The following is a 23,425-nucleotide window of genomic DNA, read 5'->3' as shown; positions in this document are numbered from 1 at the left end:
TTTCTACAGGGCCTTGCGCAGGTTGGCGGGCGCAATGCGCAAGGCTTCGCGGTACTTGGCCACGGTGCGGCGCGCGCACTCGATGCCCTGCTCCTTCAGCATCTCGGAGATCTGGCTGTCCGACAGCGGCTTCTTGATGCTCTCGGAGCTCACGAACTGCTTGATCAGCGCGCGCACCGCCGTGCTCGACGCATTGCCGCCGGTCTCGGTGCCCAGCGCCGAGCCGAAGAAATACTTCAGCTCGACCGTGCCGAACGGCGTGGCCATGTACTTGGCGGTGGTCACGCGCGAGATGGTGGATTCGTGCAGGCCCAGTTCGTCCGCAATTTCGCGCAGCACCAGCGGGCGCATGGCCAGCTCGCCGTGCACGAAGTAGCTCTTCTGGCGCTCGACGATGGCGTTGCTCACGCGCAGGATGGTGTCGAAGCGCTGCTGGATGTTCTTGATGAACCAGCGCGCCTCCTGCAGCCGCTGCGACAGCGCCTGGCTGCCCTCGCCCTTGTGCGACTTGAGCGCGCCGGCATAGATGTCGTGCACGCGCAGGCGCGGCATGACCTCGGGATTCAGCATGACGCGGAACTTGACGTTGGTGCCGCGTCCGGTCTTGGTGACGATCACGTCGGGAATGACGATGTTGCGCTCGACGTCGACGAAACGGCGCCCCGGCTTGGGCTCCAGCCGCGCAATGACCTGCAGCGCCGAGCGCACCAGCTCTTCGCTGCTGCGGGTGAGCGTGGCCAGGCGCTTGAAGTCGCGCCGCGCGAGCAGTTCCATCGGCTGCTTGCAGATGGCGATCGCGGTCTTGTAGACCTGTGCCTGCTCTTCGTCTTCGTCGTCGTCCTCGGCGGCCAGCGCGCGCAGCTGGATGCTCAGGCATTCGCCGAGGTCGCGCGCCCCCACGCCCACCGGCTCCAGGCTCTGCAGCAGGCCGAGCGCCACCTGGAAGTGGTGCACCAGGTCGTCGAACTGGTCGTTGTCGTCGCCGGCCAGGCCCGAGGCCAGCGCAGGCAGGGAGTCTTCGAGGTAGCCGTCGTCGTTGAGCGACTCGATCAGGAAGCGCAGCGCGGCGCTGTCGTTCTCGCTCAGGCGCAGGCTCAGCGCCTGGCGGTGCAGGAACGACTGCAGCGATTCCTGGCTGCGCGCGAGTTCGGTGGCGTCGGCGCGTTCGTCGTCGCCCAGGTTGTTCTGGCGCGCGGGAGCGTCGCTGCCCCACTCGCTGTCGTCGGGCGCCATGTCGACGGTGCCGTCGCCTTCCCAGTCGGGCTCGCGCTCGGCGATCTCGGCGGCGGGGCCGTCGGAGTCGGCCGTGGTGGTGGTGGCGGTCTCGGTCGAGGCGGTGGAGGTGCTGGCGGGCGGCGGGGTGAAGTCGCTCTCGCCGTCGCCGCCGTCACTGCCGTCATCGCGCGCAGCGGGGGCGTCGGCGGTGTCGAGCCCGAACTCCTCGCGCGCCGCTTCTTCCGCGGTGCGCTCGAGGAAGGGGTTCTCGTCGAGCATCTGCTCCACTTCCTGGCTCAGTTCGAGCGTGGAGAGTTGGAGCAGCCTGATCGACTGCTGCAGCTGGGGCGTCAACGCCAAGTGCTGCGAGACGCGAAGGGACAGCCCTTGCTTCATGTGGAGAACCCGACCCTTCCTTACATACGGAAGTGTTCGCCTAGGTACACCCTGCGTACCTCGGCGTTGTCGACGATCTCCGAGGGCGTACCTTGTGCCAGCACATGCCCGTCGCTGATGATGAACGCGTGATCGCAGATGCCCAGCGTTTCGCGCACGTTGTGGTCGGTGATGAGCACGCCGATGCCGCGCTCTTTCAGGAAGCTGATGATCCGCTGGATTTCGATGACGGCGATCGGGTCGATGCCGGCGAAGGGTTCGTCCAGCAGGATGAAGCGCGGCTGGGTGGCCAGGGCGCGTGCGATCTCGACGCGGCGTCGCTCGCCGCCCGACAGCGCCAACGCCGGCGAATCGCGCAGGTGGTCGACGCGCAGGTCGGCCAGCAGTTCGGACAGGCGCTCTTCCATGTGCTGCTTGGACAGCGGCGCGAGCTTGCCGCTCGCGTCGGGCTCGTGCTGCAGTTCGAGCACGGCGCGCACGTTTTCCTCCACCGTGAGCTTGCGGAAGATCGAGGCTTCCTGCGGCAGGTAGCTCAGGCCCATGCGCGCGCGGCGGTGGATGGGCATGTGGGCGATGGGCTCGCCGTCGATGGTGATCTCGCCCGCGTCGGCGCGCACCAGCCCGACGATCATGTAGAACGAGGTGGTCTTGCCGGCGCCGTTGGGGCCGAGCAGCCCGACGACTTCACCCTTCTGCACGTCGAGCGAGACGTCCTTCACGACCGTGCGGCTGCCGTAGCTCTTCTTCAGGCCGCGCGCCACCAGGCGACTGCCCGGTGCGCCGTTGGCTTCCTGGGTTCCAGCGGTTTCGATCACTTGCGGGTTTCTCCATCGCCACCGAGCGTGGTGGTCGAGCGCAGGCCCGTGCCGGGCGCGGGCGTGGACGCTGCCGGCGCGGCCGGCTTGGCCCCGGCCGGTGCGCCGGGCGCGGGCGCCGTGGCGGCCTTGGGTGTCAGGATGGTCTTGACGCGGCCGCTCGGGGACGACGCGTTGACCGCGGTGTTCGGCGGCACGGTGGAACCGTTGACCGTGTAGGTGTCGTTGCTCTGGTCGTAGACGATCAGGGCGCCGGTGCTCACGTCGTTCGGCGTGGAACCGAGCAGGCGGCGCATTTCCGCGTTGCGGATGAACTTGACGTTGTCGGCACGGCTGTCGTACTCGATGACTTCGGACTCGCCCTCGATCCACTCGTCGGGGGCGTTGCGCTTCTGCTTGTAATAGGCCCGCTTGCCGGGTGCCGCCGTGACCACGCCGTACTGGTAGCCCTCGGCGTCCTGGCGGACATCGAGCCGCGCGCCGCGGATGATGATCGTGCCTTTTGTTACCAGCACGTTGCCCGTGAACACGCTGGTCTGCTTGAGGTCGTCGTAGCGCATGGCATCCGACTCGATGTTCATCGGCTTGCTGCGGTCGGCGGTCTCGGCCAGGGCGCCCGAGGCAAGGCCGGCCAGCAGCAACGCGGCGGCGGCCAGGCGGCCGACGCGACGCAGGAAGGGAGTGGTGGAGTAAGAATGCAATGTCATAGAGGCACGAAACTTGCTCGGCATTGTATGCGGCTGATTGCGACAACCCGCACGCACAGATGAAAAAGCCCGCCGAAGCGGGCCGGGGATGAGGCGCGGCGCCACGAGGTGCGCAAAGCCCGGGTCAGCCCTTCCTGGCTTCGCCCACGAGGTAGTTCACGACCTGCAGCACCTTGGTCATGCTGCCGGCGGTTTCGCCGTCCACGTACCAGCGGCCGGCCACGGCCATCGCCGGCACCCCAGCCACCTTGTAGGCATCGGTCATCTGCGAAGCCCGCTTGGCCTTGCTGGCCACGCCGAACGAGGTGAACAGTTCCTTGAACTTCGCGGCGTCGAGGCCGTTGGCGGCGGCCCAGGCAATGATGTTGGCGTCGCCGTTCACGTTCTGGCGCTGCGCGTGGATCGCGTTGAACACCTTCGGCTGGTATTCGTCGACCTTGCCCATGGCCTCGAGCGTGTAGTACAGGCGCTGCTTGGCTTCGACGTCGTTGCCCACGAAAGGCACCGGGATGCGGCGGAACGCCACTTCCTTGGGTGCCGACTTGACCCAGGCTTCGAGCGACGGCTCGAAGTCGTTGCAATGGGGACAGTTGTACGAGAAGAACTCGACCACTTCGACCTTGCCGGCCGGCGCGTCGACGGGCACGCGCTTGTCGAGCACCAGGTACTCGGTGCCGGCCTTGGGCGCACGCGCCTGGGCATGGGCCGGGTTGGCGGCCAGGGACAGCAGCCCGAGCGAGGTGGCGGCCAGCGAAAAGTCACGACGTTTCATTGAAAGGGTTCTCCAGTTGGTACGGCAGACTGAGCCGGCACGCGGCGGGGAGTTCCCCCGCCCGCGGCGCGCCCAAGGCGATGAATGGTGGCGGCAGATACCGCGCGGCGAAGCTTAAGGGCTATTGGTGGCAATCGATCGCCGCGGCGTCAGCGCTGCACCCGCACGAGCGCCGAATCGAGACCGCCGCCGTCCAGGCGCTCCTTGAGCCGGTCGGCGTCTTCCTTCTTGTTGAAGGGGCCGGCCCGCACGCGGTAGACGGTGCGGCCCGCCTGCTCGCGCTCGGTGACCTTGGCCTCGACGCCCATCAGCGACAGCTTGGCGCGCTGGGCCTCGGCGTCGTCGGTGGTGCGGAAGGCGCCGGCCTGCACGAAGTACATGAACGGGTCGGCGCCCGAGCTGCTGCTGGCGGCGCTGCTGTTGCTGCTGGGCGCGGCCGACGCGGTGGTCGTGCTGCCGGAGCCGCCGCCCGAGCGGGCGCGCGCCAGGTCGCCCAGCGGGTCGTTCGACGGCGGCAGCGCGTTGGCCTCGGCGGGCGCGGGGGCGGGGGCGGTGCGCGGCTTGGCGGCAGTGGGGGGCACCACCACGGGCACGGGCGGCGCGGTGGTCGCCGGCGCGGTGGCAGGCGCGACGGCGGTGGCGGCCGGCTCGCCGGTGACGGGGTTGACCGGACCGCTCGCGGCCGGCGCCGGCTTGGGCGCGCCAGCCTTGCCTGCCAGCGGCGCGTTAGGGTCCCAGTCGCGGTTCTTGCGGGCTTCGGCCTCGTCCTGCTCGGCGCCGCCGCGCTGCGTCTTGGTCACGAAAGGAATCGGCACCTTGGTCACGTAGACCGCGATGCCCAGCGCGACGCCCAGGCCGAGCACCAGCCCGATGATCAGGCCGATGACGATGTTGCCGCGTTGTCTGGTTGTCTTCTTCATGGTGGGGTGGTTCACATCTTGCTCGGCGCACTGACGCCGAGAATCGCGAGGCCATTGTGCAGCACCTGCGCGGTCGCGGCGACCAGCGCCAGGCGGGCCAGCTTGACCTTCTCGTCGTCCACCAGGATGCGCTCGGCGTCGTAGTAGCTGTGGTAGCTGGCGGCCAGCTCGCGCAGGTAGAAAGTGACGTCGTGCGGGGCGAAATCGCGCGCGGCGGCGGTGAGCATGGCCGGGTACTTGGCCAGCAGCAGCATCAGCGCCTGGGCCGCCGGGCTTTCCAGCGGCGACAGGTCGACGCCCGCCAGCGTGGCGCGGTCGCCGCCCCAGCCCGCCAGCACCGAGCAGATGCGCGCATGCGCGTACTGCACGTAGTACACCGGGTTGTCGTTGTTCTTGGTGACCGCGAGGTCGACGTCGAAGGTGTACTCGGTGTCCGGCTTGCGGCTCAGCAGGAAGAAGCGCACGGCGTCGGTGCTGGTCCATTCGATCAGGTCGCGCAGCGTGACGTAGCTGCCGGCGCGCTTGCTGATCTTGACCTCCTCGCCGCCCTTGACCACGCGCACCATGGTGTGCAGCACGTAGTCGGGGTAGCCCTCGGGGATGCCCTCGCCCACGGCCTGCAGGCCGGCGCGCACCCGGGCGATGGTGCCGTGGTGGTCGGTGCCCTGGATGTTGACGACCTTGTGGAAGCCGCGTTCCCACTTGGCGATGTGGTACGCCACGTCGGGCACGAAGTAGGTGTACGTGCCGTCCTGCTTCTTCATGACGCGGTCTTTGTCGTCGCCGTAGTCGGTCGACTTCAGCCACAGCGCGCCGTCCTGCTCGTAGGTCTTGCCGGCGGCCACCAGCTTCTGCACGGCGGCCTCGACGCGGCCGCTGGTGTAGAGGCTCGACTCCAGGTAGTACTGGTCGAAGTGCACGCGGAAGGCCTGAAGGTCCAGGTCCTGTTCGCGGCGCAGGTAGGCCACGGCGAACTCGCGGATGGCGTCGATGTCCTCGATGTCGCCGGTGGCGGTGACTTCGCGGTCTTCCGACTTGACCGTCTTCTTGGCCTTGAAGTCTTCGGCGATGTCGGCGATGTAGTCGCCGTTGTAGGCCGGCGCCTTTTCGCCGCTGGGCCATTCGGCGTCGCCGGGCTTGAAGCCGCGCGCGCGCAGCTGCGTGCTGTTGGCCAGCGTCTGGATCTGCACGCCGGCGTCGTTGTAGTAGTACTCGCGCCACACGCTCTCGCCCTGCGAGGCGCGCAGGTTGCAGATGGCGTCGCCCAGCGCGGCCTGGCGGCCGTGGCCGACGTGCAGCGGGCCGGTCGGGTTGGCGGAGACGAACTCGACCAGCACCTTCTCGCCCGTGGCGGGCTGCTGGCCGAAGCTTTCGCCGGCCGACAGCACCTCGCGCACGATCTGCTGCTTGGCCGCCGTCTTCAGGCGGATGTTGAGGAAGCCGGGGCCGGCGATCTCGATGGCCTCGACCCATTGGCCGAAGGCGGGGGTTGCGAGCAAGGCGGCGCTGAGCTGTTCGGCCAGCTCGCGCGGCTTGCGCGCTAGCGGTTTGGCGAGCTGCATGGCTGCCGTGCTGGCGAAATCGCCATGGGCGGCCACCTTGGGCGACTCGAACGCGGCTTTGGAGCCAGCGCCGGGCGAGAGGGATTCGAGCGTGTTCGCGAGCGCCGCGAGCAGCTCCTGTTTGACCAATAGCATCTGCGAATTTTACCGGGGGCAAACCCGGGAGCTGTTGACGATGGTCATCCAATCGTGAACCTGGCCCGTTACGATGGTCGGCCCCGGGGCGGGGCAACTGTCACAACCAACCTTGCAAGGACATATCACCATGAAGAAGTTCCTTTCCCTGGTAGCCCTGGGCGCCTGTCTCTCCTTCGGCGCCTACGCGCAAGACAAGGCCGCCGCACCGGCGGCTGCTCCCGCCGCCATGGCCGCGCCGGCCGCCGGCGCCAGCTGCGACGCCAAGGCTGTCGACAAGAACGGCAAGGCCCTGGCCGGCGCCGCCAAGGCCAGCTTCGTCAAGAAGTGCGAAAAGGACGCCAAGGCCGCCGCCGCTCCCGCCTGCGCCACCAAGGCTGTGGACAAGAACGGCAAGGCCCTGGCCGGCGCCGCCAAGAACAGCTTCATGAAGAAGTGCGAAGCGGACGCAGCCAAGGGCTGATTCACCGCCAACGCTGAAGAAGCCCGCCTCGCGCGGGCTTTTTTTCGTCCCGGCTTCCTATTTGCCGAAGCCGCGCGCCAGGAACACCGCCACCAGCGGAATCAGCGCGATCAGGTGCGCCTGCACCATCACCAGCTTGCGCGTCTTCCTGATGTCGGGCTCGTCCGGCAGCTTGCCGGTGGCGCGCAGCGTCTTGCGCCAGCGGAAGTAGGTGAGCGTCGGGAAGATCGAAAGCACGCCGACGATGATGAACAGCCCCAGCTTCACGTGCAGCAGCGGGTTGGTCCAGTACCAGGCCGTGCCCTTCATGCCCCACCAGGTGCGCGCGATGCCGGTGGCGAGCACCGCGATGGCCGCGATGCCGTAGACCATGTCGACCTTGGCCAGCCGCTCCACCACCGCTGCGTTGAGCCACTGCACCCGGCACAGCGCCGCTTCGCTGGAGATGAACACGACCATCGTCAGGATGGCGAGCAAGTGCAGATAGGCGAGGATGGCTTCGAGCGTCATCGGTGACTTTCAAGGATGTGGCTCGCCCCCAGGCTGCGCGCACTTCGTGTCGCTTCGCCAACCCCCTGCTGGGGGCAACACCTGAGGCCCGGCAAAGCCGGTTCCTCGGTGTTTCGCGAAGGAGCCTCGATCGCTGTCAACGTGGGGAGCGTGTCAACAGAATTTCAAATGTGAAGAGATTGTGCCGCCGCACCCCTGCCCTCAGGCCCTGCCGCCCCAGAATTCCGGGTTCCCGTATTGCTCCTTGAGGAAATCAAGCCACAGCCGCACCCGCAGCGGCAGGTGCTTGGCGCCCGCGAACACCGCGTAGATGCCGTTGGGCGGCGCGGCGAATTCGTCGAGCAGCGGCACGAGCAGGCCGGCGTCGATCTCGGCCTCTACCTCCCAGGTGCTGCGCCAGGCGATGCCGTGGCCGGCCAGGCACCAGTCGTGCAGCACCTGGCCGTCGGAGCAATCGAGCGGGCCGCTGGGCCGCAGGTGGATCAGCTCCTGGGCGCCGGCCTCGGTGGTCACGCGAAAGGCCCAGCCGCGCGTCTGCGAGGCGTCGCTCGACAGCGTGAGGCAGGCAAAGCGCGAAAGCTCGCCCGGATGCTTCGGCTTGCCGTGGCGGCGCACGAAGTCGGGCGTGGCGACGCAGCGGCGGCGGTTGTCGGCCAAGCGCACGCTCACCAGCGACGAATCGGGCAGGTCGCCCACGCGCACCGCGCAGTCGAAGCTCTCGCCGGTGACGTCGACCACCCGGTCGCTGAGGTTCAGCGAAATCGTCACCTCCGGATGCAGCGCATGAAAGCGCGGCACCAGCGGCGCGACGTGGCGTCGGCCGAAGCCGGCCGGCGCCGTCACCCGCAGGTGGCCGCTCGCCTTGACGCCGCCGGCACTCACGCTGGCCTCGGCGTTGGCGAACTCGGTCAGCAGGCGCTGACAGTCTTCGAGGAAGGCGCTGCCCTCGTGCGTGAGCGTGATGCGGCGCGTGGTGCGCACCAGCAGCTTGACGCCCAGCCGCTCTTCGAGCGCGTCGAGCCGGCGGCCCATGATGGCCGGGGCCACGCCCTCGGCCTTGGCCGCGGCGGTGAGGCCGCCCCGGGTCGCGACGGAAACGAAGGATTCGAGCTGCTTGAGGCGGTCCATGGCGGGCGGAACTATATCCCCCCGCCCCGCGAAGGAAGCGGCCTTATTCGGGCCGCACGCCCGCCTCGCGCACCGCCGCGCCCCAGCGCGCATGTTCGGCCTTGATGTACTGCGCCGCCTGCTCCGGGCTTCCGCCGCCGGGCGTGCTGCCTTCGGCCAGCAGCTGCGAGATGGTCGCCGGCCTGGCCAGCGCCTTGCCGATGGCGGCGTTGAGCTTCTTCACGATGTCGGCGGGCGTGCCGGCGGGCACGACGATGGCTTTCCAGTCCACCGCCTCGAAGCCCTGGTAGCTCTCGCCCACCGTCGGCACGTCGGGCATCACCGGCAGGCGCTTGGCCGAGGTGACGGCCAGCGCGCGCAGCTTGCCGCCCTTGACCATCGAGAGCGCGCCCTGCGGCGTGGCGAACATGTAGTCGGTCTGCCCGCCGAGCAGGTCGGTGATGGCGGGCGCGGCGCCCTTGTAGGGCACGTTGAGCACCTTGAAGCCGGCGCGCTTGGCGAGCACCTCGCCGGCCATGTGGCCCAGCGTGCCGGTGCCCGCGAGCGCCTGCTTGATCTCGCCCGGCCTGGCCTTGGCGGCCGCGACCAGTTCGGCCAGCGACTTGTACGGCGCCTCCGTGCGCACCACCAGCACCACCGGCTGCGAGGCCACCACGGCCACCGGCACCAGGTCCTTCAGCGCGTCGTAGGGCATCTTGGGGAACAGCGTCGGGTTGATCGCGAGGTTGGCGGTCTGGCCCAGGCCGATGGTGTAGCCGTCGGGCTTGGCCTTGGCCACCACGTCCATGCCGATGTTGCCGTTGCCGCCCGCGCGGTTGTCGACGATGAAGGTCCACTTGGTGTCGTCCATGACCTTCTGCGCGATCAGCCGCGCCACGATGTCGGTGGCGCCGCCGGGCGTGTAGGGCACGACGAGGCGCACCGGCTTGTCGGGCCAGGCCGTGTCGGCGAGGGCGGGTGCGGCGCTCAGGCATGCCGCGGCCGCGGCGCAGGCGAGCAGAGCGCGCCGTGTGATCGATTGCATGGGGTCAGTCTCCGAGGGTGATGTTGTGTTTTGCGAGCGCGGCGATCTGTTCGTCGCTGTAGCCCACTTCTTTGAGGAGTTCGCGGCTGTGTTCGCCGATGTGCGGCGGCTGCAGCCGGATGCCGGGGCGTTCGCCGTCCAGCGTGAACGGCATCAGCGGCACCTTGGCCGTGCTGCCGTCGTTCATGCGCACCGGCGCGAGGCCGCCGGTGGCGTTGAGGTGAGGGTCGTCGAACAGCGCCTGCGGCTTGGTGATGGGCGCGAAGGGCAGCTCGTTGCGCTCGAACACGGCGGCCAGCTCGGCGGCGCTGCGGTGCGCCAGGTGCGAGCGCAGGATGGGCATCATCCAGTCGCGCGCCAGCACGCGGTCGTTGTTGGTCTTCAGGCGCGGATCGGCCAGCATGTCCTCCAGGCCGAAGGCCTTGCAGAAGATGGCCCACTGCTTGTCGCTCACCGCCGCCAGGAAGATCTGCTCGCCGTCTTTCACGGTGAACACGTCGTACACCGCCCAGGCCGAGATGCGGCTGGGCATCGGGTCGGCCGCCTTGCCGGTGGCGGCGAACTGCATCATGTGCTGCGCCACCAGGAACACGTTGTTCTCGAACAGCGCCGACTGCACCTCGCAGCCCTTGTCGGTGAGCTCGCGCTGGCGCAGCGCGGCCATCGCGCCGATGGCGCCGAACATGCCGCCCATGATGTCGTTCACGCTGGTGCCGGCGCGCAGCGGGTCGCCGGCGCGGCCGGTCATGTAGGCCAGGCCGCCCATCATCTGCACCACCTCGTCGAGCGCGGTGCGGTGGTCGTAGGGGCCGGGCAAGAAGCCCTTGTGGCTCACGTAGATGAGGCGCGGGTTGAGCCTGGCCAGCGTGTCGTAGTCCAGCCCCAGCTTCTTCATGGTGCCGGGCTTGAAGTTCTCGCTGACGATGTCGGCGGTGGCGATCAGGCGCAACGCGGCCTCCACGCCCTCGGGCTTCTTCAGGTCGAGCGCGATGCTCTTCTTGTTGCGGTTGAAGGTCGGGAAGAAACCCGCGCCGGAGCCCAGCAGGCGGCGCGTGTTGTCGCCCTCGATGGGCTCGACCTTGATGACCTCGGCGCCGAGGTCGGCCAGCAGCAGCCCGCAGGTCGGGCCCATGACCATGTGGGTGAACTCGACGACGCGAACGCCGGCGTACGGCAGGGGATTGGCTTCAGACATGTTGTGCGTTGTGTTCCTGGACGAAGCCCTTGGGCAATCCGGCTTCCGGCGTCATGCCGTAGACCGGCTCGCCCGGCAGGCCGGCCATGAGCGGCGCGCGCGCCGCGATGAGTTTCTGGATGTCGATGCCGGTGCGCACGCCCATGGCCTCGAACATGAAGACGAGGTCTTCGGTGACGGCATTGCCCGAGGCGCCCGGCGCATAGGGGCAGCCGCCCAGGCCGCCGAGCGAAGCGTCGAAGGTGCGCACGCCCTCGTCCCACGCCGCCAGGCAGTTGGCGATGCCCAGGCCGCGCGTGTTGTGCATGTGGGCGGCGCCCGCGTGCACGCCGATCTCCGCGCGCAGCCGCCTGAACAGCCGGCGCACTTGCGCGGGGTTGGCATAGCCGACGGTGTCGGACAGGCCCGATTCGTCCGCGCCGGCCTCGATGCATTGCGCGGCCAGGCGGATCACGTCGTCTTCCGGCACCAGGCCCTGCAGGGTGCAGCCGAAGGCGGTGGAGATGCCCGCCTCCAGCTTCACGCGCGGCGCGATGGCGTTGCGCAGCTCGGAGATGGCGCGCACTTCTTCCACCATTTCCGTCGGCGTCTTGCGCACGTTGGCCAGCGAATGCGCCACGCTCGCAGACACCGGCATGGTGAGCTTGTGCACGCCGGCCTCCAGCGCGGCCTGCGCGCCCTTGCGGTTGGGCACCAGCGCCATCACCACCAGCCCGGGCAGCGTGATGGCATGGCGCACCACCTCGGCGGCGTCGGCCATCTGCGGCAGCAGCTTCGCGGGCACGAAGGAAGCGACCTCGATCTCGCGCACGCCGGCGGCGTAGAGCGCGTCGATCCAGCGCAGCTTGCTGTCGGTGGGCATGGTGGCCTTGACCGACTGCAGGCCGTCGCGCGGGCCGACCTCGCTGATGAGGACGTCTGGGGGTGTCATCGGATCTGTCTCCCGTGCTGGAATCTCTTGACCGTTCTGTCTTATAGAACTATATTCCGTTAAACAGAATTAGACCGCCGATCCGCCCTGGCTGTCAAGCCGATCCATTGCCGCCCATGCCACGCAAAGCCCAGACTCAATCCGCCTCCGACCTGAATGCCGCCCCCGGCGGCGCCGCCGCGGTCGACCGCGCGCTGAGCCTGCTCTCGGCGTTCCGCCCGGGCGACGAGGCGCTGTCGCTCGCGCAGTTCGCCGAACGCACGCAGCTCTACAAGAGCACCGTGCTGCGGCTGCTGGCTTCGCTCGAACACGCGCGGCTGATCCGCCGCCAGGACGACGGCCGCTATGCGCTGGGCATGGAAATCGCGCGGCTGCATGGGCTGTATGCGGCGTCGCTTTCGGTCGACCGCATCGTGCTGCCGGTGCTGCGCGCGCTCGCGGCGACCACCGGCGAAAGCGCGGCGTATCACGTGCGGCAGGCGCAGGGCGGCAGCTGGGTGCGGCTGTGCCAGTTCCGGATCGATTCATCGCACGTGGTGCGCGACCATGTGCGCGCCGGCGACCTGCTGCCCAACGACCGGGGCGCGGGCGCGCGCGTGCTCATCGCCTTCGGCCCGGAGCGCGACCTGCCGCTCGGCGCCGGAGAACGCAAGCTCTACGAGGACATTCGCGCGCGGGGCTACTGCGCGCTGGTGGGCGACCGCACCGCCGAGCTGGCGGGAATCTCGGCGCCGGTGTTCCATGCGGACGGCAGCCTCGCGGCGGCCGTGACGCTGACGATGCCCACGCACCGGTACGACGAGCGCTACATCGAGCCGGTGCGCGCCGCGGCGAAGGAGCTGAGCGGGCAGGTCTGACGCCGCCCGGCGCCAGTCCGTCAGTCAGCGCAGCGCGGCGAGCACCGCGCGGTTCTGCTCGGGCAGCCCCACGCTGATGCGCAGCCATTGCGGCAGGCCGTAGGGGCCGAGCAGCGACACCTCGATGCCGGCGGCCAGCAGGCGCGCATGCACCGCCTGCGCATCGCCGACCTGCACCATCAGGAAGTTGCCGGAAGAAGGAACGCAGGGCAGGCCAAGCTCCTTGAAGCCGGCCGCGAGCTGGTCGCGCCCCGCGGTGTTGAGCGCGTAGGTGCGCGCCAGGAAGTCCGTGTCGCCGAGCGCGGCCACCGCGGCGGCCTGTGCGGGCGTCGTCACGTTGAAGCGCGGGCGGTGTGCGTTCATGCGCGCCGTGAGCGCCGGCTGCGACACGCCGTAGCCGATGCGCAGCCCGGCCAGGCCGAAGGCCTTGGAGAAAGTGCGCGCCACGATCAGGTTCGGCAGGCGGCGCACCCACTCGATGCTGTCGTAGCGCTGCGCGGGCGAGAGGTATTCGGTGTAGGCCTCGTCCAGCAGCACCGTCACATGCGCGGGCACCGACTGCAAGAAGGCCAGCAGCGGCGCGGCGTCGATGAAGGTGCCGGTCGGGTTGTTGGGGTTGGCCACGAACACCAGTCTGGTGTCGTCGCCGATGGCGGCGCGCATGGCGTCGAGGTCGTGGCCGAACTCGCGCGCCGGCACGACGGTTGCGTGCGCGTGGGCATGCGCCGTGGCCGCGGCATAGACGACGAAGCCGTACTGCGAATAGACGACGCCCTCGCCCGGCTTCAGGCTCACCTGGGCCGCCAGCTCGAGGATCTCGCTCGACCCGCTGCCCAGCGTGAGCCAGTCGGCCGGCACGTCGAGCCGGGCGGCCAGCGCGTTCTTCAGGGCCGTGCCGTTGCTGTCGGGGTAGTTGCCCGCGCCCTCGAGCGCGGCGGCGGCGGCGCGACGGGCCGATTCGGGCATGCCGAGGGGGTTTTCGTTGGAGGACAGCAGAATCATGGAACAGGTCGGGATTTATTTAAGAAGTTAAATATATCCGTCGGTCACGGCATTCTTGTCAGTGCCTACCCTTTGCGCGCCGCAGCTCGCTCGTTCGATTACCTCTATTTTTGTCACGGATAAATCCCGCTTGCGGCTCTTACTGGCCAGCAAAGTATCGAATAAAGTTCATCCCAAGACTGCATCTTTCTCAAGGAGAACCCCATGACCGCCCGCACCACCGCCCACGGACTCCAGGTCGCGACCGAGCTCCACCGCTTCATCGAGGACAAGGTCCTGCCCGCCAGCGGCGTGGCCAGCGACGTCTTCTGGAAAGGCTTCGACGCCATCGTCAGCGACCTCGCGCCGAAGAACATCGCACTGCTCGCCGAACGCGACCGCCTGCAGAGCGAGCTCGACGCCTGGCACAAGAAGAACCCCGGCCCCATCGCCGACATGCCGGCCTACCGCGCGTTTCTCGAGAAGATCGGCTACCTGCTGCCGCAGCCCAAGGACGCGAAGGCCACCACGGCCAACGTCGACTCCGAACTCGCGCTGCAGGCAGGCCCGCAGCTGGTGGTGCCCATCCTCAATGCGCGCTACGCACTGAACGCCGCCAACGCGCGCTGGGGCTCGCTGTACGACGCGCTCTACGGCACCGATGCCATTCCCGAAACCGGCGGCGCCGAGAAGGGCTCCGGCTACAACCCGGTGCGCGGCGCCAAGGTCATCGAGTTCGCGCGCAACGTGCTCGACCAGGCCGCGCCCCTGGCCAACGGCTCGCACAAGCAGGCCACCGGCTACAGCGTGAAGGACGGCAAGCTGGTCGTCGCGCTGCAGAGCAGCAGCACCGGCCTGGCCGACGCATCGCAGTTCATCGGCTACCAGGGCGACGCCGCCTCGCCGTCGTCGGTGCTGCTCAAGCACAACGGCATCCACCTCGACATCCGCATCGACCGCTCCACGCCCATCGGCAAGAGCGACGCGGCCGGCGTGAGCGACCTGGTGCTCGAAGCCGCGCTCTCGACCATCCTCGACCTCGAAGACTCGGTGGCCGTGGTCGACGCGGCCGACAAGGTGGTCGCGTATTCGAACTGGCTGGGCATCGTCGAAGGCACGCTGACCGAAGAAGTCGCCAAGGGCGGCAAGACCTTCACGCGCGGCCTGAACCCCGACCGCGAATACACCGGCGCCGACGGCAAGCCCGTGAAGCTGCACGGCCGCTCGCTCATGTTCCTGCGCAACGTCGGCCACCTGATGACCAACCCGGCCGTGCTGTATGCGGACGGCAAGGAGATTCCGGAAGGCATCCTCGACGCCGTGGTCACCACCGCCATCGCCACCATCGACCTGAAGCGCAAGGGCAACTCGCGCACCGGCAGCATCTACATCGTGAAGCCGAAGATGCACGGGCCCGCCGAAGTGGCCTTTGCCAGCGAGCTGTTCGGCCGCGTCGAGCAACTGCTCGGCCTGCCCGCCAACACCGTGAAGCTCGGCATCATGGACGAAGAGCGCCGCACCAGCGTCAACCTGAAGGCCTGCATCGCCGAGGCCGCCGCGCGCGTGGCCTTCATCAACACCGGCTTCCTCGACCGCACCGGCGACGAGATGCACACCGCCATGCAGGGCGGCCCGATGATCCGCAAGGGCGACATGAAGTCCAGCGCGTGGATCGGCGCCTACGAAAAGAACAACGTGCTGGTCGGCCTGTCGTGCGGCCTGCGCGGCAAGGCGCAGATCGGCAAGGGCATGTGGGCCATGCCCGACCTGATGGCCGCGATGCTCGAGCAGAAGATCGCGCACCCCAAGGCCGGCGCCAACACCGCCTGGGTGCCCTCGCCCACCGCCGCCACGCTGCACGCGCTGCACTACCACCAGGTCAGCGTGACCGCGGTGCAGCAGGAGCTGGAAAAGATCGACGCCGACGCAGAGCGCGACAACATCCTCGACGCGCTGCTGCAGGTGCCGATCGCGGCCGAAGCCAAGTGGACCGCCGAAGAGCGCCAGCAGGAAATCGACAACAACGTGCAGGGCATCCTCGGCTACGTGGTGCGCTGGATCGACCAGGGCGTGGGCTGCTCGAAGGTGCCCGACATCCACAACGTCGGCCTGATGGAAGACCGCGCCACGCTGCGCATCTCCAGCCAGCACATCGCCAACTGGCTGCTGCACGGCGTGGTCACCAAGGCGCAGGTCGACGAGACCTTCCAGCGCATGGCCAAGGTGGTCGACGAGCAGAACGCGGGCGACCCGCTCTACCAGCCGATGGCCGGCAACTTCGCGACCTCCGCCGCGTACAAGGCCGCGCAGGACCTGGTGTTCAAGGGCATCGAGCAGCCCAGCGGCTACACCGAGCCGCTGCTGCATGCATGGCGACTGAAGGTCAAGGGCGAGGCCTGAAACCTGCTCGGCCCCGACTGACGCGAACGGCACCTCAGGTGCCGTTTTTCATGCGCCCGGCTTTGCCTTTCTCTTGGGCTTCGCATCGTCGGGCGACCCCATGGAAAGTTGCCTGAGTTCACGGCGCAATTCGCGTTCGAGTTCCTGCTCCGTCGGCAAATGAAGCTGATAGCGGCTTGCGAAGATGTTGCGCTCCTGTTGCTCGCCGAGCGTGTACTTCACCACGGCATCGTTCTTGTCAGGACACAGGATCACACCCAGCGTGGGGTTGTCGCCTTCGGTGCGACGTTCGCGGTCATAGTAGTTCACATAGAACTGGATCTGGCCGAGGTCGCCATGGGTCAACTTGCCAACCTTGAGGTCGATCAGCACGTAGCACTTGAGCACGGCGTGATAGAAAACCAGGTCGACGTAGAAGTGATCGCCATCGATCGTGATTCGCTCCTGCCGCGACACGAACGCGAAGCCCTTGCCCAGTTCGAGCAGAAAGGTCTGCAGGTTGTCGATGAGTGCCTGTTCCAGCCTGGACTCCACCAGCTTCGGTGACTCCGGCAGTCCGAGAAACTCGATCACCATGGGATCCTTGAATGCGTCCAGCGGCTGTGTCACCTCCTGGCCGTGCGTCGCCAGCCGCATCAATCCCTTCTTGTCCTTGCTCTTCGCCAGGCGGTCGTAGAGCAGGCTGGATGTCTGCCGCTGCAGTTCACGCACTGACCAAGCGTTGCGGATTGCCTCAATTTCGTAGAAGGCACGCGCCTGCGGCCTCGACACACCCAGGAGCTGCCGATAGTGGCTCCATGACAGAGACGAATGCAAAGCTCCGGGCTGCCATCCCTTGTCGCCCTTGGATTTCCGAGACGTCGCCTCGGAACTTGCCTCCGGAGGCAGCACCATGGGCTCGGCCGATTTCCGATACACCGTCTCGGAAATCAGCATGGGGTAATTCAAATAGAACTGCCGAAACGCCTCGAGGTTGTCCACGGAATAGCCTCGGCCGAACTCGGCATTCAACCGTGCCGACAGATCGGCAAGAAGCTTGACGCCGTAGCCTGCCCTGCGCTGCCCACGCTGCTCTTCTTCGACGATCTCGCGGCCGATCAACCAGTTGGCCGCAACCTGCGTCGTATTGACCGTACGCGTCACGCCGACACGCGCAGCCTCCAGGATCTCGCGAACGCGGCTGAAAATCGAAACGGCTTTTGCTCCCGGAGGCTTGGCCGCACGGGCGTGGGTGGTAGGTGGGGTGGGCAATGCGCTGCTCTGGAGGAGTGGTGAGAAATTATGGGGGCATGGTCGACGCTATGGCGCCTTCCATCATGCGCCGCGTGGAAAGCCGCGTCGCGGCGGTGACCACGCCTGCATGGCGATCCATTAGCATTCAGGCCGCCTCATCCTTCCGGCCCTTCTCTCCTCATGAATCCGAACGCGGCACCCAAGCCCGCGGAGCGCTCACGCCTCTCCCGCATCGCACGCTTCTCACACTGGTCCGCCTCCACGACAGCGATGCTGGTCGCGCTTGCCACGGCCTTCGCCCTGAGCCAGGCCTTCCGCACCGTGGGCGCGATGATGGCCACGCCGCTCTCCCAGAACTTCGGGCTGACGCCGCAGCAGCTCGGCATGTGGGCCGGCACCTTCCATTTCACGTTCGGCGTGATGCAGCTCGGCATGGGCGTGTCGATCGACATGTTCGGCGTGCGCCGCACGGTGCTGAGCGCCTTTCCGCTGGCCATTGCGGGCGCGGTGCTGTGCGCGATGGCGCCGAGCTTCCATGCGCTGCTGCTGGGGCAGGCGCTGATCGGCGTGGGCTGCGCGCCCGCGTTCCTGGCGTGCACGGTGTTCATCGCGCGGCACTTCGATGCGGCGCGCTTCACCGCCATGTCGGGGCTGGTGATGAGCATGGCCGGCATGGGCATTCTGTTCACCGGCACGCCGCTGGCATTGCTGATCGAAGCCGCATCCTGGCGTGCCGGCTACGCGGCGCTGGCCGGGTTCGCGGTGCTCTCGTGGCTGGTCATCTTCTGGCGCGTGCGCGAGCCCGCGCGCGCGGCGGTAGTGCATGGCGGCGGGCAGCAAGTGCCGGCTGAACGCCAGTCGTTGCGCAAGGCGGTGCGCGAACTGCTGCCGCTGTTCGCCATGCCGCACACGCTGGGGCTGCTGTGCTTTGCCTGCGTGTCTTACGCGGCATTCATCACGCTGCGCGGCTTGTGGCTCGGGCCGGTGCTGCATGAACGGCACGGCCTGTCGCTGGTGGCCAGCGGCAACGTGGCGCTGGTGATGACGGTGGCCGGCATGATCAGCCCCGCGCTGTTCGGCCGCATGGACCCGGGCGGCGCGCGGCGCGGCCGCTGGATGATGAGCTGCGCCGTCGCCGGCGCGCTGATGTTCGGTGCGATGGCGCTGACGCATTCGGCGGTCGTCGACATCGGCCTGCCGGTCATCTACGGCCTGCTCTCGGGCTACAGCGTGCTGCAGTACGCGTATACCAAGAACGCCTACCCGGCGGAGATGACCGGCCGCGCGATGGCGCTGCTGAACATGGCGATGTTCCTCGGCGTGTCGCTGATGCAGTGGACCACCGGCGTGGCCGCATCGTGGGCGGTGGCGCACGGCGCGGAGCCGTTCCGCGCGGTGTTCCTCACGGTGGCCGGCATGCTGGCTCTGGGAACGCTCGCGTTCCTCGTGCTGCCGCGCTCGCATGGCGGTCAGTCCTCCGTGAAGCGATAGTCGGCCTTCCGCAGGGCCACCTTCTGCGCGCGCCGTTCCGCGCGATGCGTGCGCAGGTGGCGCCCGGCCTTCTGGTTGGATTCGCCGCGCGCCATCGCGGCCACCACGGGATTGCGAGGTGCCGTCGCCGGCACCGAAAAGTAGAACCGGCCCAGACGCTTGTCGTCGTCACGGGCCTTTCGTTGAGCACTCATGTGCGCACACTCCGAAAAACAGAAAGCCCCGGCGAATGGCTGCGCGGGGCCTTTGTCGATGGGCCTCGGCGGGTGCATGGATGCACGTCCGGCCGGGGCGGTCGGTGTGCGTGTCAGGTGTTCAGGAAAAGCTTCATTGATTGGTGTTGTCGCCCGGGAGGTCGGTCGTCACCGGGCGCGGTGAGAAAAGAAACTGTTGCCGAAAAACGAAGGGCGGATTCTGGCGAGCGCCTGCACGAACCGCAAGGCCGGCATGCGCGGCTGTGGCGCAAAGCCGACGCGGCACAAATCTGCAACCGGGTGCGAATCCAAAAGCGAAGCGGCCCCGTATCCGATCCAAGCGCATCGCGCCTCCGAGCTGTTGGCGGTTTCCACAGACACCTTCAAGAACCATTCTTTCCAGGAGCCTTCAATGAAAAAACTCATGATTGCAGTCGGCGTTTCGGTCCTGCTCGGCGCTTGCGCTGGCGGCATGGGCATGAGCGGCAGTGGCAGCAGCGGCATGTCGTCGAACCCGATGGTCGGCGGCGCCGCGATGTACCCGACGAAGGACATCGTCGACAACGCCGTCAACTCGAAGGATCACACGACCCTGGTCGCCGCTGTCAAGGCCGCAGGCCTGGTCGACACGCTGAAGAGCCCCGGCCCGTTCACCGTGTTCGCGCCCACCAACCAGGCCTTCGCCGCGCTGCCGGCAGGCACCGTCGACACGCTGCTCAAGCCCGAGAACAAGCCCACGCTGACCAAGGTGCTGACGTACCACGTGGTGCCCGGCCGCATGGACGGCCCCGCGCTGATGAGCGCGATCAACGCGGGCGGCGGCAAAGCCGTGCTGAAGACCGCCAGCGGCGGCACGCTGACCGCGACGATGAACGGCGGCAACATCTGGGTGACCGATGCCAAGGGCGGCACCGCGATGGTCACCATCGCCAACGTGTACCAGTCGAACGGTGTGATCCACGTGATCAACAAGGTGCTGCTGCCGGGTTGATCCTCCTTCAGGTCCGCTGCGCGGCGTCCGCCTCGTCGCGCAGCCATTGGGCGAAGTCCTGCGCGTCGCGGTTGCCCGCGGCGCGCTTCGACATCTCGACGAAGTAGGCGCGGCGCGACACGGCGCCTTCGCCCAGCGGCGCCACGAGGCGGCCGTCTCTCACGAGTTCGCGCAGCAGCGGCATCCGGCCGATCACCACGCCCTGCCCCGCCACCGCCGCCGCCACCGCGTCGGCGTAGTGGGTGAAGCGCAGCGTGCTCTTCATGCGCAGGTCGGCCAGGCCCATCACGCGCAGCCAGGGTTCCCAGTCGGTCGTCGCCGTTTCGCTGGGGTCGGCGTAGTCGACCGTGAGCAGCGTGAGGCCCGACAGGTCCGACGGCGCATGCAGCGCATCGGCGAGCCTGGGCGCGCACAGCGGCACCACCGATTCCTCGAACAGCGCCGGCCCCACGCCACGGCTGATCGGCGCGAAGCGCACGGCGATGTCGATGCGGCTGCTTTCCAGGTCGAGCACATCGAGCGTGGCCGACACGCGCACGTCCACCTGCGGATGGGTGCCGGTGAAGCGCGCCAGCTTGGGAATGAGCCAGAGCGACGCGAAACCCGGCGTGGTGGTGATCGCCACCTGGCGCGGCGCGGAGTTGGCGCGCACGCGCGCGGTGGCGTCGCGCAGGCGCTCCAGGCTGTCGGTGACGGCGCGCTGCATGACGCCGCCGGCCTCGGTGAGCGACAGCGCGCGGTGGCGCCGCTCGAACAGCAGCACGCCCAGGCTGGCCTCCAGCTGCTGGATCTGCCGGCTCACCGCCGACTGCGTCAGGTGCAGTTCGCCGGCCGCGAGCGTGAAGCTCAGGCGCCGCGCCGCGGCCTCGAAGGTGCGCAGCAGCTCGAGCGGCGGCAGCTCGCCGGCCGGGGCTTTCGCATTCTCTGGGTGCATGCAACGAGTTCCGAATGACCGCGTGTAAGTGCGGGGCCGGCTCACTATATTCATTCGTATCACGAATGCAATGGAGCTTGCCATGAGCACCTCTTCCAACAAACCCGGCGCCACACCGCGCTTTCACGTCAGCCTGCCGACGCGTTCCGTCTTTGCCGTGCCCGACGGCGCCGGCGTGGGCATCGAATGCCGCAGCGGCTCGGTCTGGGTCACGCTGGACCGCGACACGCGCGACATCGTGCTCGCGCCGGGCGAGCGCTTCGAGAGCCCCGAGCACCGGCGCGTGCTGGTGTCGGCGCTGGAGCCGTCGTGCATCACCGTGTCGGATGCGCAGCCGGCCGCGATCCCCCTCGCCAAGCGCACCCGCGCGCGGTCGCCTTGGCGACTCCTGCCCCACGGGTTGTCCCCGGCTTGACCGGGCACCATGGGCGTCGAACCATCGATGCCCATGAGCCCCGATGCATCCCGATTGCCGCCGCTGTCTGACGGGCGGCTTTTTTGCTTTGGGGCGTCCGGCATTCCACAGGCTTCCTGAACGAAGGACATGAACATGGCAGAGGCATACATCGTCGCCGCGGCGCGCACGGCCGGCGGACGGCGCGGCGGCAAGCTCGCGGGCTGGCACCCGGCGGACCTGGCGGCGCAGGTGATAAACGCGCTGGTGGCGCGCAGCGGCATCGACCCGGCGGCGGTGGAGGACGTGATCCTCGGCTGCGTGAGCCAGGTGGGCGAGCAGGCCACCAACATCGCGCGCAACGCGGTGTTGGCGTCGAAGCTGCCTGAATCGGTGCCGGGCACATCGGTCGACCGGCAATGCGGCTCGTCGCAGCAGGCGCTGCACTTCGCGGCACAGGCCGTGATGTCGGGCAGCATGGACGCGGTGATCGCGGGCGGCGTCGAGAGCATGACGCGCGTGCCGATGTTCACGCCCAACGCGCTGCCCGCGAAGGCGGGGCTGGGCACCTACATGAGCCCCGCGATGAAGGCGCGCTACCCCGGGGTTGAATTCAGCCAGTTCACCGGCGCGGAAATGATCGCCAGGAACTACGGCATCGAGAAAAGCGCGCTCGACCGCTACGCGCTGGAGAGCCACCACCGCGCGATCGCCGCGACCCGCGTGGGCGCGTTCGACGACGAGATCGTGCCCGTCGACGTGCTGCTGGCCGACGGCACCCGCGGCGGCGAGGCGCACACGGTGGACGAAGGCATTCGCTTCGACGCGACGCTCGAAGGCATCGCGGGCGTGAAGCTGATCGCCGAGGGCGGGCGCTGCACCGCCGCCACCGCAAGCCAGATCTGCGACGGCGCGAGCGGCGTGCTGGTGGTGAACGAGCGCGGCCTGAAGGCGCTGGGCGTGAAGCCGCTGGCGCGCATCCACCACATGAGCGTGATGGGGCACGACCCGGTCATCATGCTGGAGGCCCCGCTGCCCGCGACGCAGCGCGCGCTGAAGAAGGCCGGCATGAAGATCGGCGACATCGACCTGTACGAAGTGAACGAAGCCTTCGCGCCCGTGCCCATCGCATGGCTGCAGGCGCTCGACGCCGACCCGGCGCGGCTCAACGTGAACGGCGGCGCCATCGCGCTGGGGCATCCGCTGGGCGCCTCGGGCACCAAGCTCATGACCACGCTGATCCACGCGCTGGCGAAGCGCGGCAAGCGCTACGGCCTGCAGACCATGTGCGAAGGCGGCGGCATGGCCAACGTGACCATCGTGGAAAGGCTTTGAAGGCAATGAGCGACCAGGCTTTCATCCTCCACGCGCTGAACGACGGCATCGCCACGCTCACGCTGAACCTGCCGGCCAAGCTGAACCCGATCGCGCGCGAGCTGCAGGTCGAGCTGCGCGACGCGCTGGAGCGCATCCGCGACGACCGCGCGGTGCGCGCCGTGATCCTCACCGGCGCCGGCAAGGCTTTCTGCGTGGGCGCGGACCTGAGCGCGATGGCGCCCGGCGAAGCCGGCAAGTCGCTCGGCACGCAAACCGCCGAGTGGATGCAGGAACTCAGCAATCCGCTGATCGAGACGCTGCGCACCCTGCCGGTGCCGGTGGTGGCCGCAGTGAACGGCCCGGCGGCCGGCGCGGGCGTGGGCCTGGCGCTCGCGGCCGACGTGACCATCGCGGCGCGCAGCGCCTACTTCTACCTGCCCTTCCTGCCCAAGCTCGGCATCGTGCCCGACCTCGGCTGCACCTGGGCCATTCCGCGCCGCGCCGGACGGGCGCGCGCCATGGGCATGGCGCTGCTCGACGAGCGCGTGGACGCGGAGCGCGCGGTGCAGTGGGGCCTGATCTGGTCCTGCGTGGACGACGCGCAGCTGATGGAAGAAGCCACCGGCGTCGCGCAGCGCCTCGCCCGGCTGCCGGCCCATGCGGTGGTCGAGGCGCGCGAGGCCTTCGACGCCTCGGAGCGCCACTCGCTGGGGGAACAGCTGCACTACGAAAGCGAACGCCAGCGCGAGCTGATCGACCGGCCAAGTTTTCGCGAAGGCGTGAGCGCCTTCCTGCAGAAGCGCCCGCCGGTCTTCGAGAGCCGCTGACATTCCGACACCGGCGCCCTCTGGCGCCGGCCC

The 23,425-nt window shown here is 68.4% G+C and carries 24 protein-coding genes; 8 read left to right on the top strand and 16 right to left on the bottom strand.

Going from position 1 to position 23,425, the window contains the following annotated elements; all coding sequences use genetic code 11:
• Positions 1 to 3 precede the first annotated feature (3 nt).
• From WIX39_RS06980 to argS, 6 genes are all read right to left on the bottom strand, one after another.
• Positions 4 to 1,611: an RNA polymerase factor sigma-54 gene (locus WIX39_RS06980; RefSeq protein WP_106935947.1), complete on the bottom strand. Its 1,608-nt coding sequence runs from the start codon at positions 1,609 to 1,611 to the stop codon at positions 4 to 6.
• A gap of 20 nt (positions 1,612 to 1,631) precedes the next feature.
• Positions 1,632 to 2,426, bottom strand: coding sequence for an LPS export ABC transporter ATP-binding protein (lptB, locus tag WIX39_RS06975; protein ID WP_106935948.1), 795 nt, complete (start codon positions 2,424 to 2,426; stop codon positions 1,632 to 1,634).
• On the bottom strand, positions 2,423 to 3,133 hold the full coding sequence (lptA, locus tag WIX39_RS06970; RefSeq protein ID WP_106935949.1) for a lipopolysaccharide transport periplasmic protein LptA: 711 nt from the start codon (positions 3,131 to 3,133) through the stop codon (positions 2,423 to 2,425). The genes lptB and lptA overlap by 4 nt, the downstream gene beginning before the upstream one ends.
• A 124-nt stretch (positions 3,134 to 3,257) precedes the next feature.
• Positions 3,258 to 3,905 (bottom strand): thiol:disulfide interchange protein DsbA/DsbL, encoded by a 648-nt coding sequence (locus tag WIX39_RS06965; protein WP_106935950.1) that lies wholly within the window; start codon positions 3,903 to 3,905, stop codon positions 3,258 to 3,260.
• A gap of 149 nt (positions 3,906 to 4,054) precedes the next feature.
• The gene (locus tag WIX39_RS06960) at positions 4,055 to 4,825 is read right to left on the bottom strand and encodes an SPOR domain-containing protein (protein WP_409194735.1); all 771 of its coding nucleotides are present in this window, start codon (positions 4,823 to 4,825) and stop codon (positions 4,055 to 4,057) included.
• Positions 4,826 to 4,836: 11 nt separating this feature from the next.
• A complete protein-coding gene (argS, locus tag WIX39_RS06955) occupies positions 4,837 to 6,522 on the bottom strand; it encodes an arginine--tRNA ligase (RefSeq protein ID WP_285411493.1) in 1,686 nt (561 codons plus the stop codon).
• A 130-nt stretch (positions 6,523 to 6,652) separates the two neighbouring features.
• Here argS and WIX39_RS06950 point away from each other — a divergent pair, with 130 nt between their 5' ends.
• Positions 6,653 to 6,985: a hypothetical protein gene (locus WIX39_RS06950; protein WP_106935952.1), complete on the top strand. Its 333-nt coding sequence runs from the start codon at positions 6,653 to 6,655 to the stop codon at positions 6,983 to 6,985.
• A 57-nt stretch (positions 6,986 to 7,042) separates the two neighbouring features.
• Here WIX39_RS06950 and WIX39_RS06945 read toward each other — a convergent pair whose 3' ends face one another.
• The 5 genes from WIX39_RS06945 to WIX39_RS06925 all read right to left on the bottom strand — a co-directional run bounded on the left by WIX39_RS06945 (position 7,043) and on the right by WIX39_RS06925 (position 11,773).
• A complete protein-coding gene (locus WIX39_RS06945) occupies positions 7,043 to 7,495 on the bottom strand; it encodes a DUF2214 family protein (protein WP_081270062.1) in 453 nt (150 codons plus the stop codon).
• Between the two features lie 201 nt (positions 7,496 to 7,696).
• Entirely contained in the window at positions 7,697 to 8,623 is a 927-nt protein-coding gene (locus WIX39_RS06940) for a LysR family transcriptional regulator (protein ID WP_081270063.1), read from the bottom strand.
• 43 nt (positions 8,624 to 8,666) lie between these two features.
• On the bottom strand, positions 8,667 to 9,647 hold the full coding sequence (locus tag WIX39_RS06935) for a Bug family tripartite tricarboxylate transporter substrate binding protein (protein ID WP_409194734.1): 981 nt from the start codon (positions 9,645 to 9,647) through the stop codon (positions 8,667 to 8,669).
• Positions 9,648 to 9,651: 4 nt separating this feature from the next.
• Positions 9,652 to 10,842: a CaiB/BaiF CoA transferase family protein gene (locus WIX39_RS06930; protein WP_409194733.1), complete on the bottom strand. Its 1,191-nt coding sequence runs from the start codon at positions 10,840 to 10,842 to the stop codon at positions 9,652 to 9,654.
• Positions 10,835 to 11,773, bottom strand: coding sequence for a hydroxymethylglutaryl-CoA lyase (locus tag WIX39_RS06925; protein WP_409194732.1), 939 nt, complete (start codon positions 11,771 to 11,773; stop codon positions 10,835 to 10,837). The genes WIX39_RS06930 and WIX39_RS06925 overlap by 8 nt, the downstream gene beginning before the upstream one ends.
• Positions 11,774 to 11,889: 116 nt before the next feature.
• Between WIX39_RS06925 and WIX39_RS06920 the strand changes: the two genes are divergently transcribed.
• The gene (locus WIX39_RS06920) at positions 11,890 to 12,630 is read left to right on the top strand and encodes an IclR family transcriptional regulator (RefSeq protein WP_081270067.1); all 741 of its coding nucleotides are present in this window, start codon (positions 11,890 to 11,892) and stop codon (positions 12,628 to 12,630) included.
• A 24-nt stretch (positions 12,631 to 12,654) separates the two neighbouring features.
• Here the strand turns inward: WIX39_RS06920 and hisC are convergent, their stop codons facing one another.
• Positions 12,655 to 13,632, bottom strand: coding sequence for a histidinol-phosphate transaminase (gene hisC / locus WIX39_RS06915; RefSeq protein ID WP_409194731.1), 978 nt, complete (start codon positions 13,630 to 13,632; stop codon positions 12,655 to 12,657).
• A gap of 204 nt (positions 13,633 to 13,836) precedes the next feature.
• Between hisC and WIX39_RS06910 the strand changes: the two genes are divergently transcribed.
• A complete protein-coding gene (locus tag WIX39_RS06910; protein ID WP_409194730.1) occupies positions 13,837 to 16,011 on the top strand; it encodes a malate synthase G in 2,175 nt (724 codons plus the stop codon).
• Between the two features lie 48 nt (positions 16,012 to 16,059).
• Here the strand turns inward: WIX39_RS06910 and WIX39_RS06905 are convergent, their stop codons facing one another.
• Entirely contained in the window at positions 16,060 to 17,262 is a 1,203-nt protein-coding gene (locus tag WIX39_RS06905; protein WP_106935959.1) for a PDDEXK nuclease domain-containing protein, read from the bottom strand.
• A 162-nt stretch (positions 17,263 to 17,424) separates the two neighbouring features.
• Between WIX39_RS06905 and WIX39_RS06900 the strand changes: the two genes are divergently transcribed.
• Positions 17,425 to 18,735, top strand: coding sequence for an MFS transporter (locus WIX39_RS06900; protein WP_409194729.1), 1,311 nt, complete (start codon positions 17,425 to 17,427; stop codon positions 18,733 to 18,735).
• Here WIX39_RS06900 and WIX39_RS06895 read toward each other — a convergent pair.
• Entirely contained in the window at positions 18,714 to 18,929 is a 216-nt protein-coding gene (locus tag WIX39_RS06895) for a hypothetical protein (RefSeq protein WP_106935961.1), read from the bottom strand. The two genes, WIX39_RS06900 and WIX39_RS06895, sit on opposite strands and share 22 nt — an antisense overlap.
• Before the next feature lie 168 nt (positions 18,930 to 19,097).
• The gene (locus tag WIX39_RS06890) at positions 19,098 to 19,355 is read right to left on the bottom strand and encodes a hypothetical protein (RefSeq protein ID WP_409194728.1); all 258 of its coding nucleotides are present in this window, start codon (positions 19,353 to 19,355) and stop codon (positions 19,098 to 19,100) included.
• Between WIX39_RS06890 and WIX39_RS06885 the strand changes: the two genes are divergently transcribed.
• Positions 19,342 to 19,920 carry a fasciclin domain-containing protein gene (locus tag WIX39_RS06885; RefSeq protein WP_106935962.1) on the top strand — a complete coding sequence of 193 codons (579 nt, stop codon included), beginning with the start codon at positions 19,342 to 19,344 and terminating at the stop codon, positions 19,918 to 19,920. The two genes, WIX39_RS06890 and WIX39_RS06885, sit on opposite strands and share 14 nt — an antisense overlap.
• A gap of 7 nt (positions 19,921 to 19,927) precedes the next feature.
• Here WIX39_RS06885 and WIX39_RS06880 read toward each other — a convergent pair whose 3' ends face one another.
• A complete protein-coding gene (locus WIX39_RS06880) occupies positions 19,928 to 20,854 on the bottom strand; it encodes a LysR substrate-binding domain-containing protein (RefSeq protein WP_285411501.1) in 927 nt (308 codons plus the stop codon).
• Between the two features lie 82 nt (positions 20,855 to 20,936).
• Here WIX39_RS06880 and WIX39_RS06875 point away from each other — a divergent pair, with 82 nt between their 5' ends.
• The 3 genes from WIX39_RS06875 to WIX39_RS06865 all read left to right on the top strand — a co-directional run bounded on the left by WIX39_RS06875 (position 20,937) and on the right by WIX39_RS06865 (position 23,392).
• On the top strand, positions 20,937 to 21,269 hold the full coding sequence (locus tag WIX39_RS06875; protein WP_409194727.1) for a DUF2917 domain-containing protein: 333 nt from the start codon (positions 20,937 to 20,939) through the stop codon (positions 21,267 to 21,269).
• A gap of 135 nt (positions 21,270 to 21,404) precedes the next feature.
• Positions 21,405 to 22,583, top strand: a complete 1,179-nt coding sequence (locus WIX39_RS06870; RefSeq protein WP_106937588.1) for an acetyl-CoA C-acetyltransferase — start codon at positions 21,405 to 21,407, stop codon at positions 22,581 to 22,583.
• Positions 22,584 to 22,588: 5 nt separating this feature from the next.
• On the top strand, positions 22,589 to 23,392 hold the full coding sequence (locus tag WIX39_RS06865; RefSeq protein WP_409194726.1) for an enoyl-CoA hydratase-related protein: 804 nt from the start codon (positions 22,589 to 22,591) through the stop codon (positions 23,390 to 23,392).
• The last annotated feature ends 33 nt before the right edge of the window (positions 23,393 to 23,425 follow it).

The sequence above is a fragment of the Variovorax sp. AB1(2024) genome (assembly GCF_037482385.2).
In the GTDB taxonomy this organism is placed as follows: Bacteria; Pseudomonadota; Gammaproteobacteria; order Burkholderiales; family Burkholderiaceae_C; genus Variovorax.
This window is presented reverse-complemented; position numbering and strand designations above follow the sequence as displayed.

Coding starts and splice junctions, on each gene's coding strand:
- WIX39_RS06980 (WP_106935947.1), bottom strand. CDS start 1,611: ATGAAGCAAGGGCTGTCCCTTCGCGTCTCGCAGCACTTGGCGTTGACG.
- lptA (WP_106935949.1), bottom strand. CDS start 3,133: ATGACATTGCATTCTTACTCCACCACTCCCTTCCTGCGTCGCGTCGGC.
- WIX39_RS06965 (WP_106935950.1), bottom strand. CDS start 3,905: ATGAAACGTCGTGACTTTTCGCTGGCCGCCACCTCGCTCGGGCTGCTG.
- WIX39_RS06960 (WP_409194735.1), bottom strand. CDS start 4,825: ATGAAGAAGACAACCAGACAACGCGGCAACATCGTCATCGGCCTGATC.
- argS (WP_285411493.1), bottom strand. CDS start 6,522: ATGCTATTGGTCAAACAGGAGCTGCTCGCGGCGCTCGCGAACACGCTC.
- WIX39_RS06950 (WP_106935952.1), top strand. CDS start 6,653: ATGAAGAAGTTCCTTTCCCTGGTAGCCCTGGGCGCCTGTCTCTCCTTC.
- WIX39_RS06945 (WP_081270062.1), bottom strand. CDS start 7,495: ATGACGCTCGAAGCCATCCTCGCCTATCTGCACTTGCTCGCCATCCTG.
- WIX39_RS06940 (WP_081270063.1), bottom strand. CDS start 8,623: ATGGACCGCCTCAAGCAGCTCGAATCCTTCGTTTCCGTCGCGACCCGG.
- WIX39_RS06935 (WP_409194734.1), bottom strand. CDS start 9,647: ATGCAATCGATCACACGGCGCGCTCTGCTCGCCTGCGCCGCGGCCGCG.
- WIX39_RS06930 (WP_409194733.1), bottom strand. CDS start 10,842: ATGTCTGAAGCCAATCCCCTGCCGTACGCCGGCGTTCGCGTCGTCGAG.
- WIX39_RS06925 (WP_409194732.1), bottom strand. CDS start 11,773: ATGACACCCCCAGACGTCCTCATCAGCGAGGTCGGCCCGCGCGACGGC.
- WIX39_RS06920 (WP_081270067.1), top strand. CDS start 11,890: ATGCCACGCAAAGCCCAGACTCAATCCGCCTCCGACCTGAATGCCGCC.
- hisC (WP_409194731.1), bottom strand. CDS start 13,632: ATGATTCTGCTGTCCTCCAACGAAAACCCCCTCGGCATGCCCGAATCG.
- WIX39_RS06910 (WP_409194730.1), top strand. CDS start 13,837: ATGACCGCCCGCACCACCGCCCACGGACTCCAGGTCGCGACCGAGCTC.
- WIX39_RS06900 (WP_409194729.1), top strand. CDS start 17,425: ATGAATCCGAACGCGGCACCCAAGCCCGCGGAGCGCTCACGCCTCTCC.
- WIX39_RS06895 (WP_106935961.1), bottom strand. CDS start 18,929: ATGAGTGCTCAACGAAAGGCCCGTGACGACGACAAGCGTCTGGGCCGG.
- WIX39_RS06885 (WP_106935962.1), top strand. CDS start 19,342: ATGAAAAAACTCATGATTGCAGTCGGCGTTTCGGTCCTGCTCGGCGCT.
- WIX39_RS06890 (WP_409194728.1), bottom strand. CDS start 19,355: ATGAGTTTTTTCATTGAAGGCTCCTGGAAAGAATGGTTCTTGAAGGTG.
- WIX39_RS06880 (WP_285411501.1), bottom strand. CDS start 20,854: ATGCACCCAGAGAATGCGAAAGCCCCGGCCGGCGAGCTGCCGCCGCTC.
- WIX39_RS06875 (WP_409194727.1), top strand. CDS start 20,937: ATGAGCACCTCTTCCAACAAACCCGGCGCCACACCGCGCTTTCACGTC.
- WIX39_RS06870 (WP_106937588.1), top strand. CDS start 21,405: ATGGCAGAGGCATACATCGTCGCCGCGGCGCGCACGGCCGGCGGACGG.
- WIX39_RS06865 (WP_409194726.1), top strand. CDS start 22,589: ATGAGCGACCAGGCTTTCATCCTCCACGCGCTGAACGACGGCATCGCC.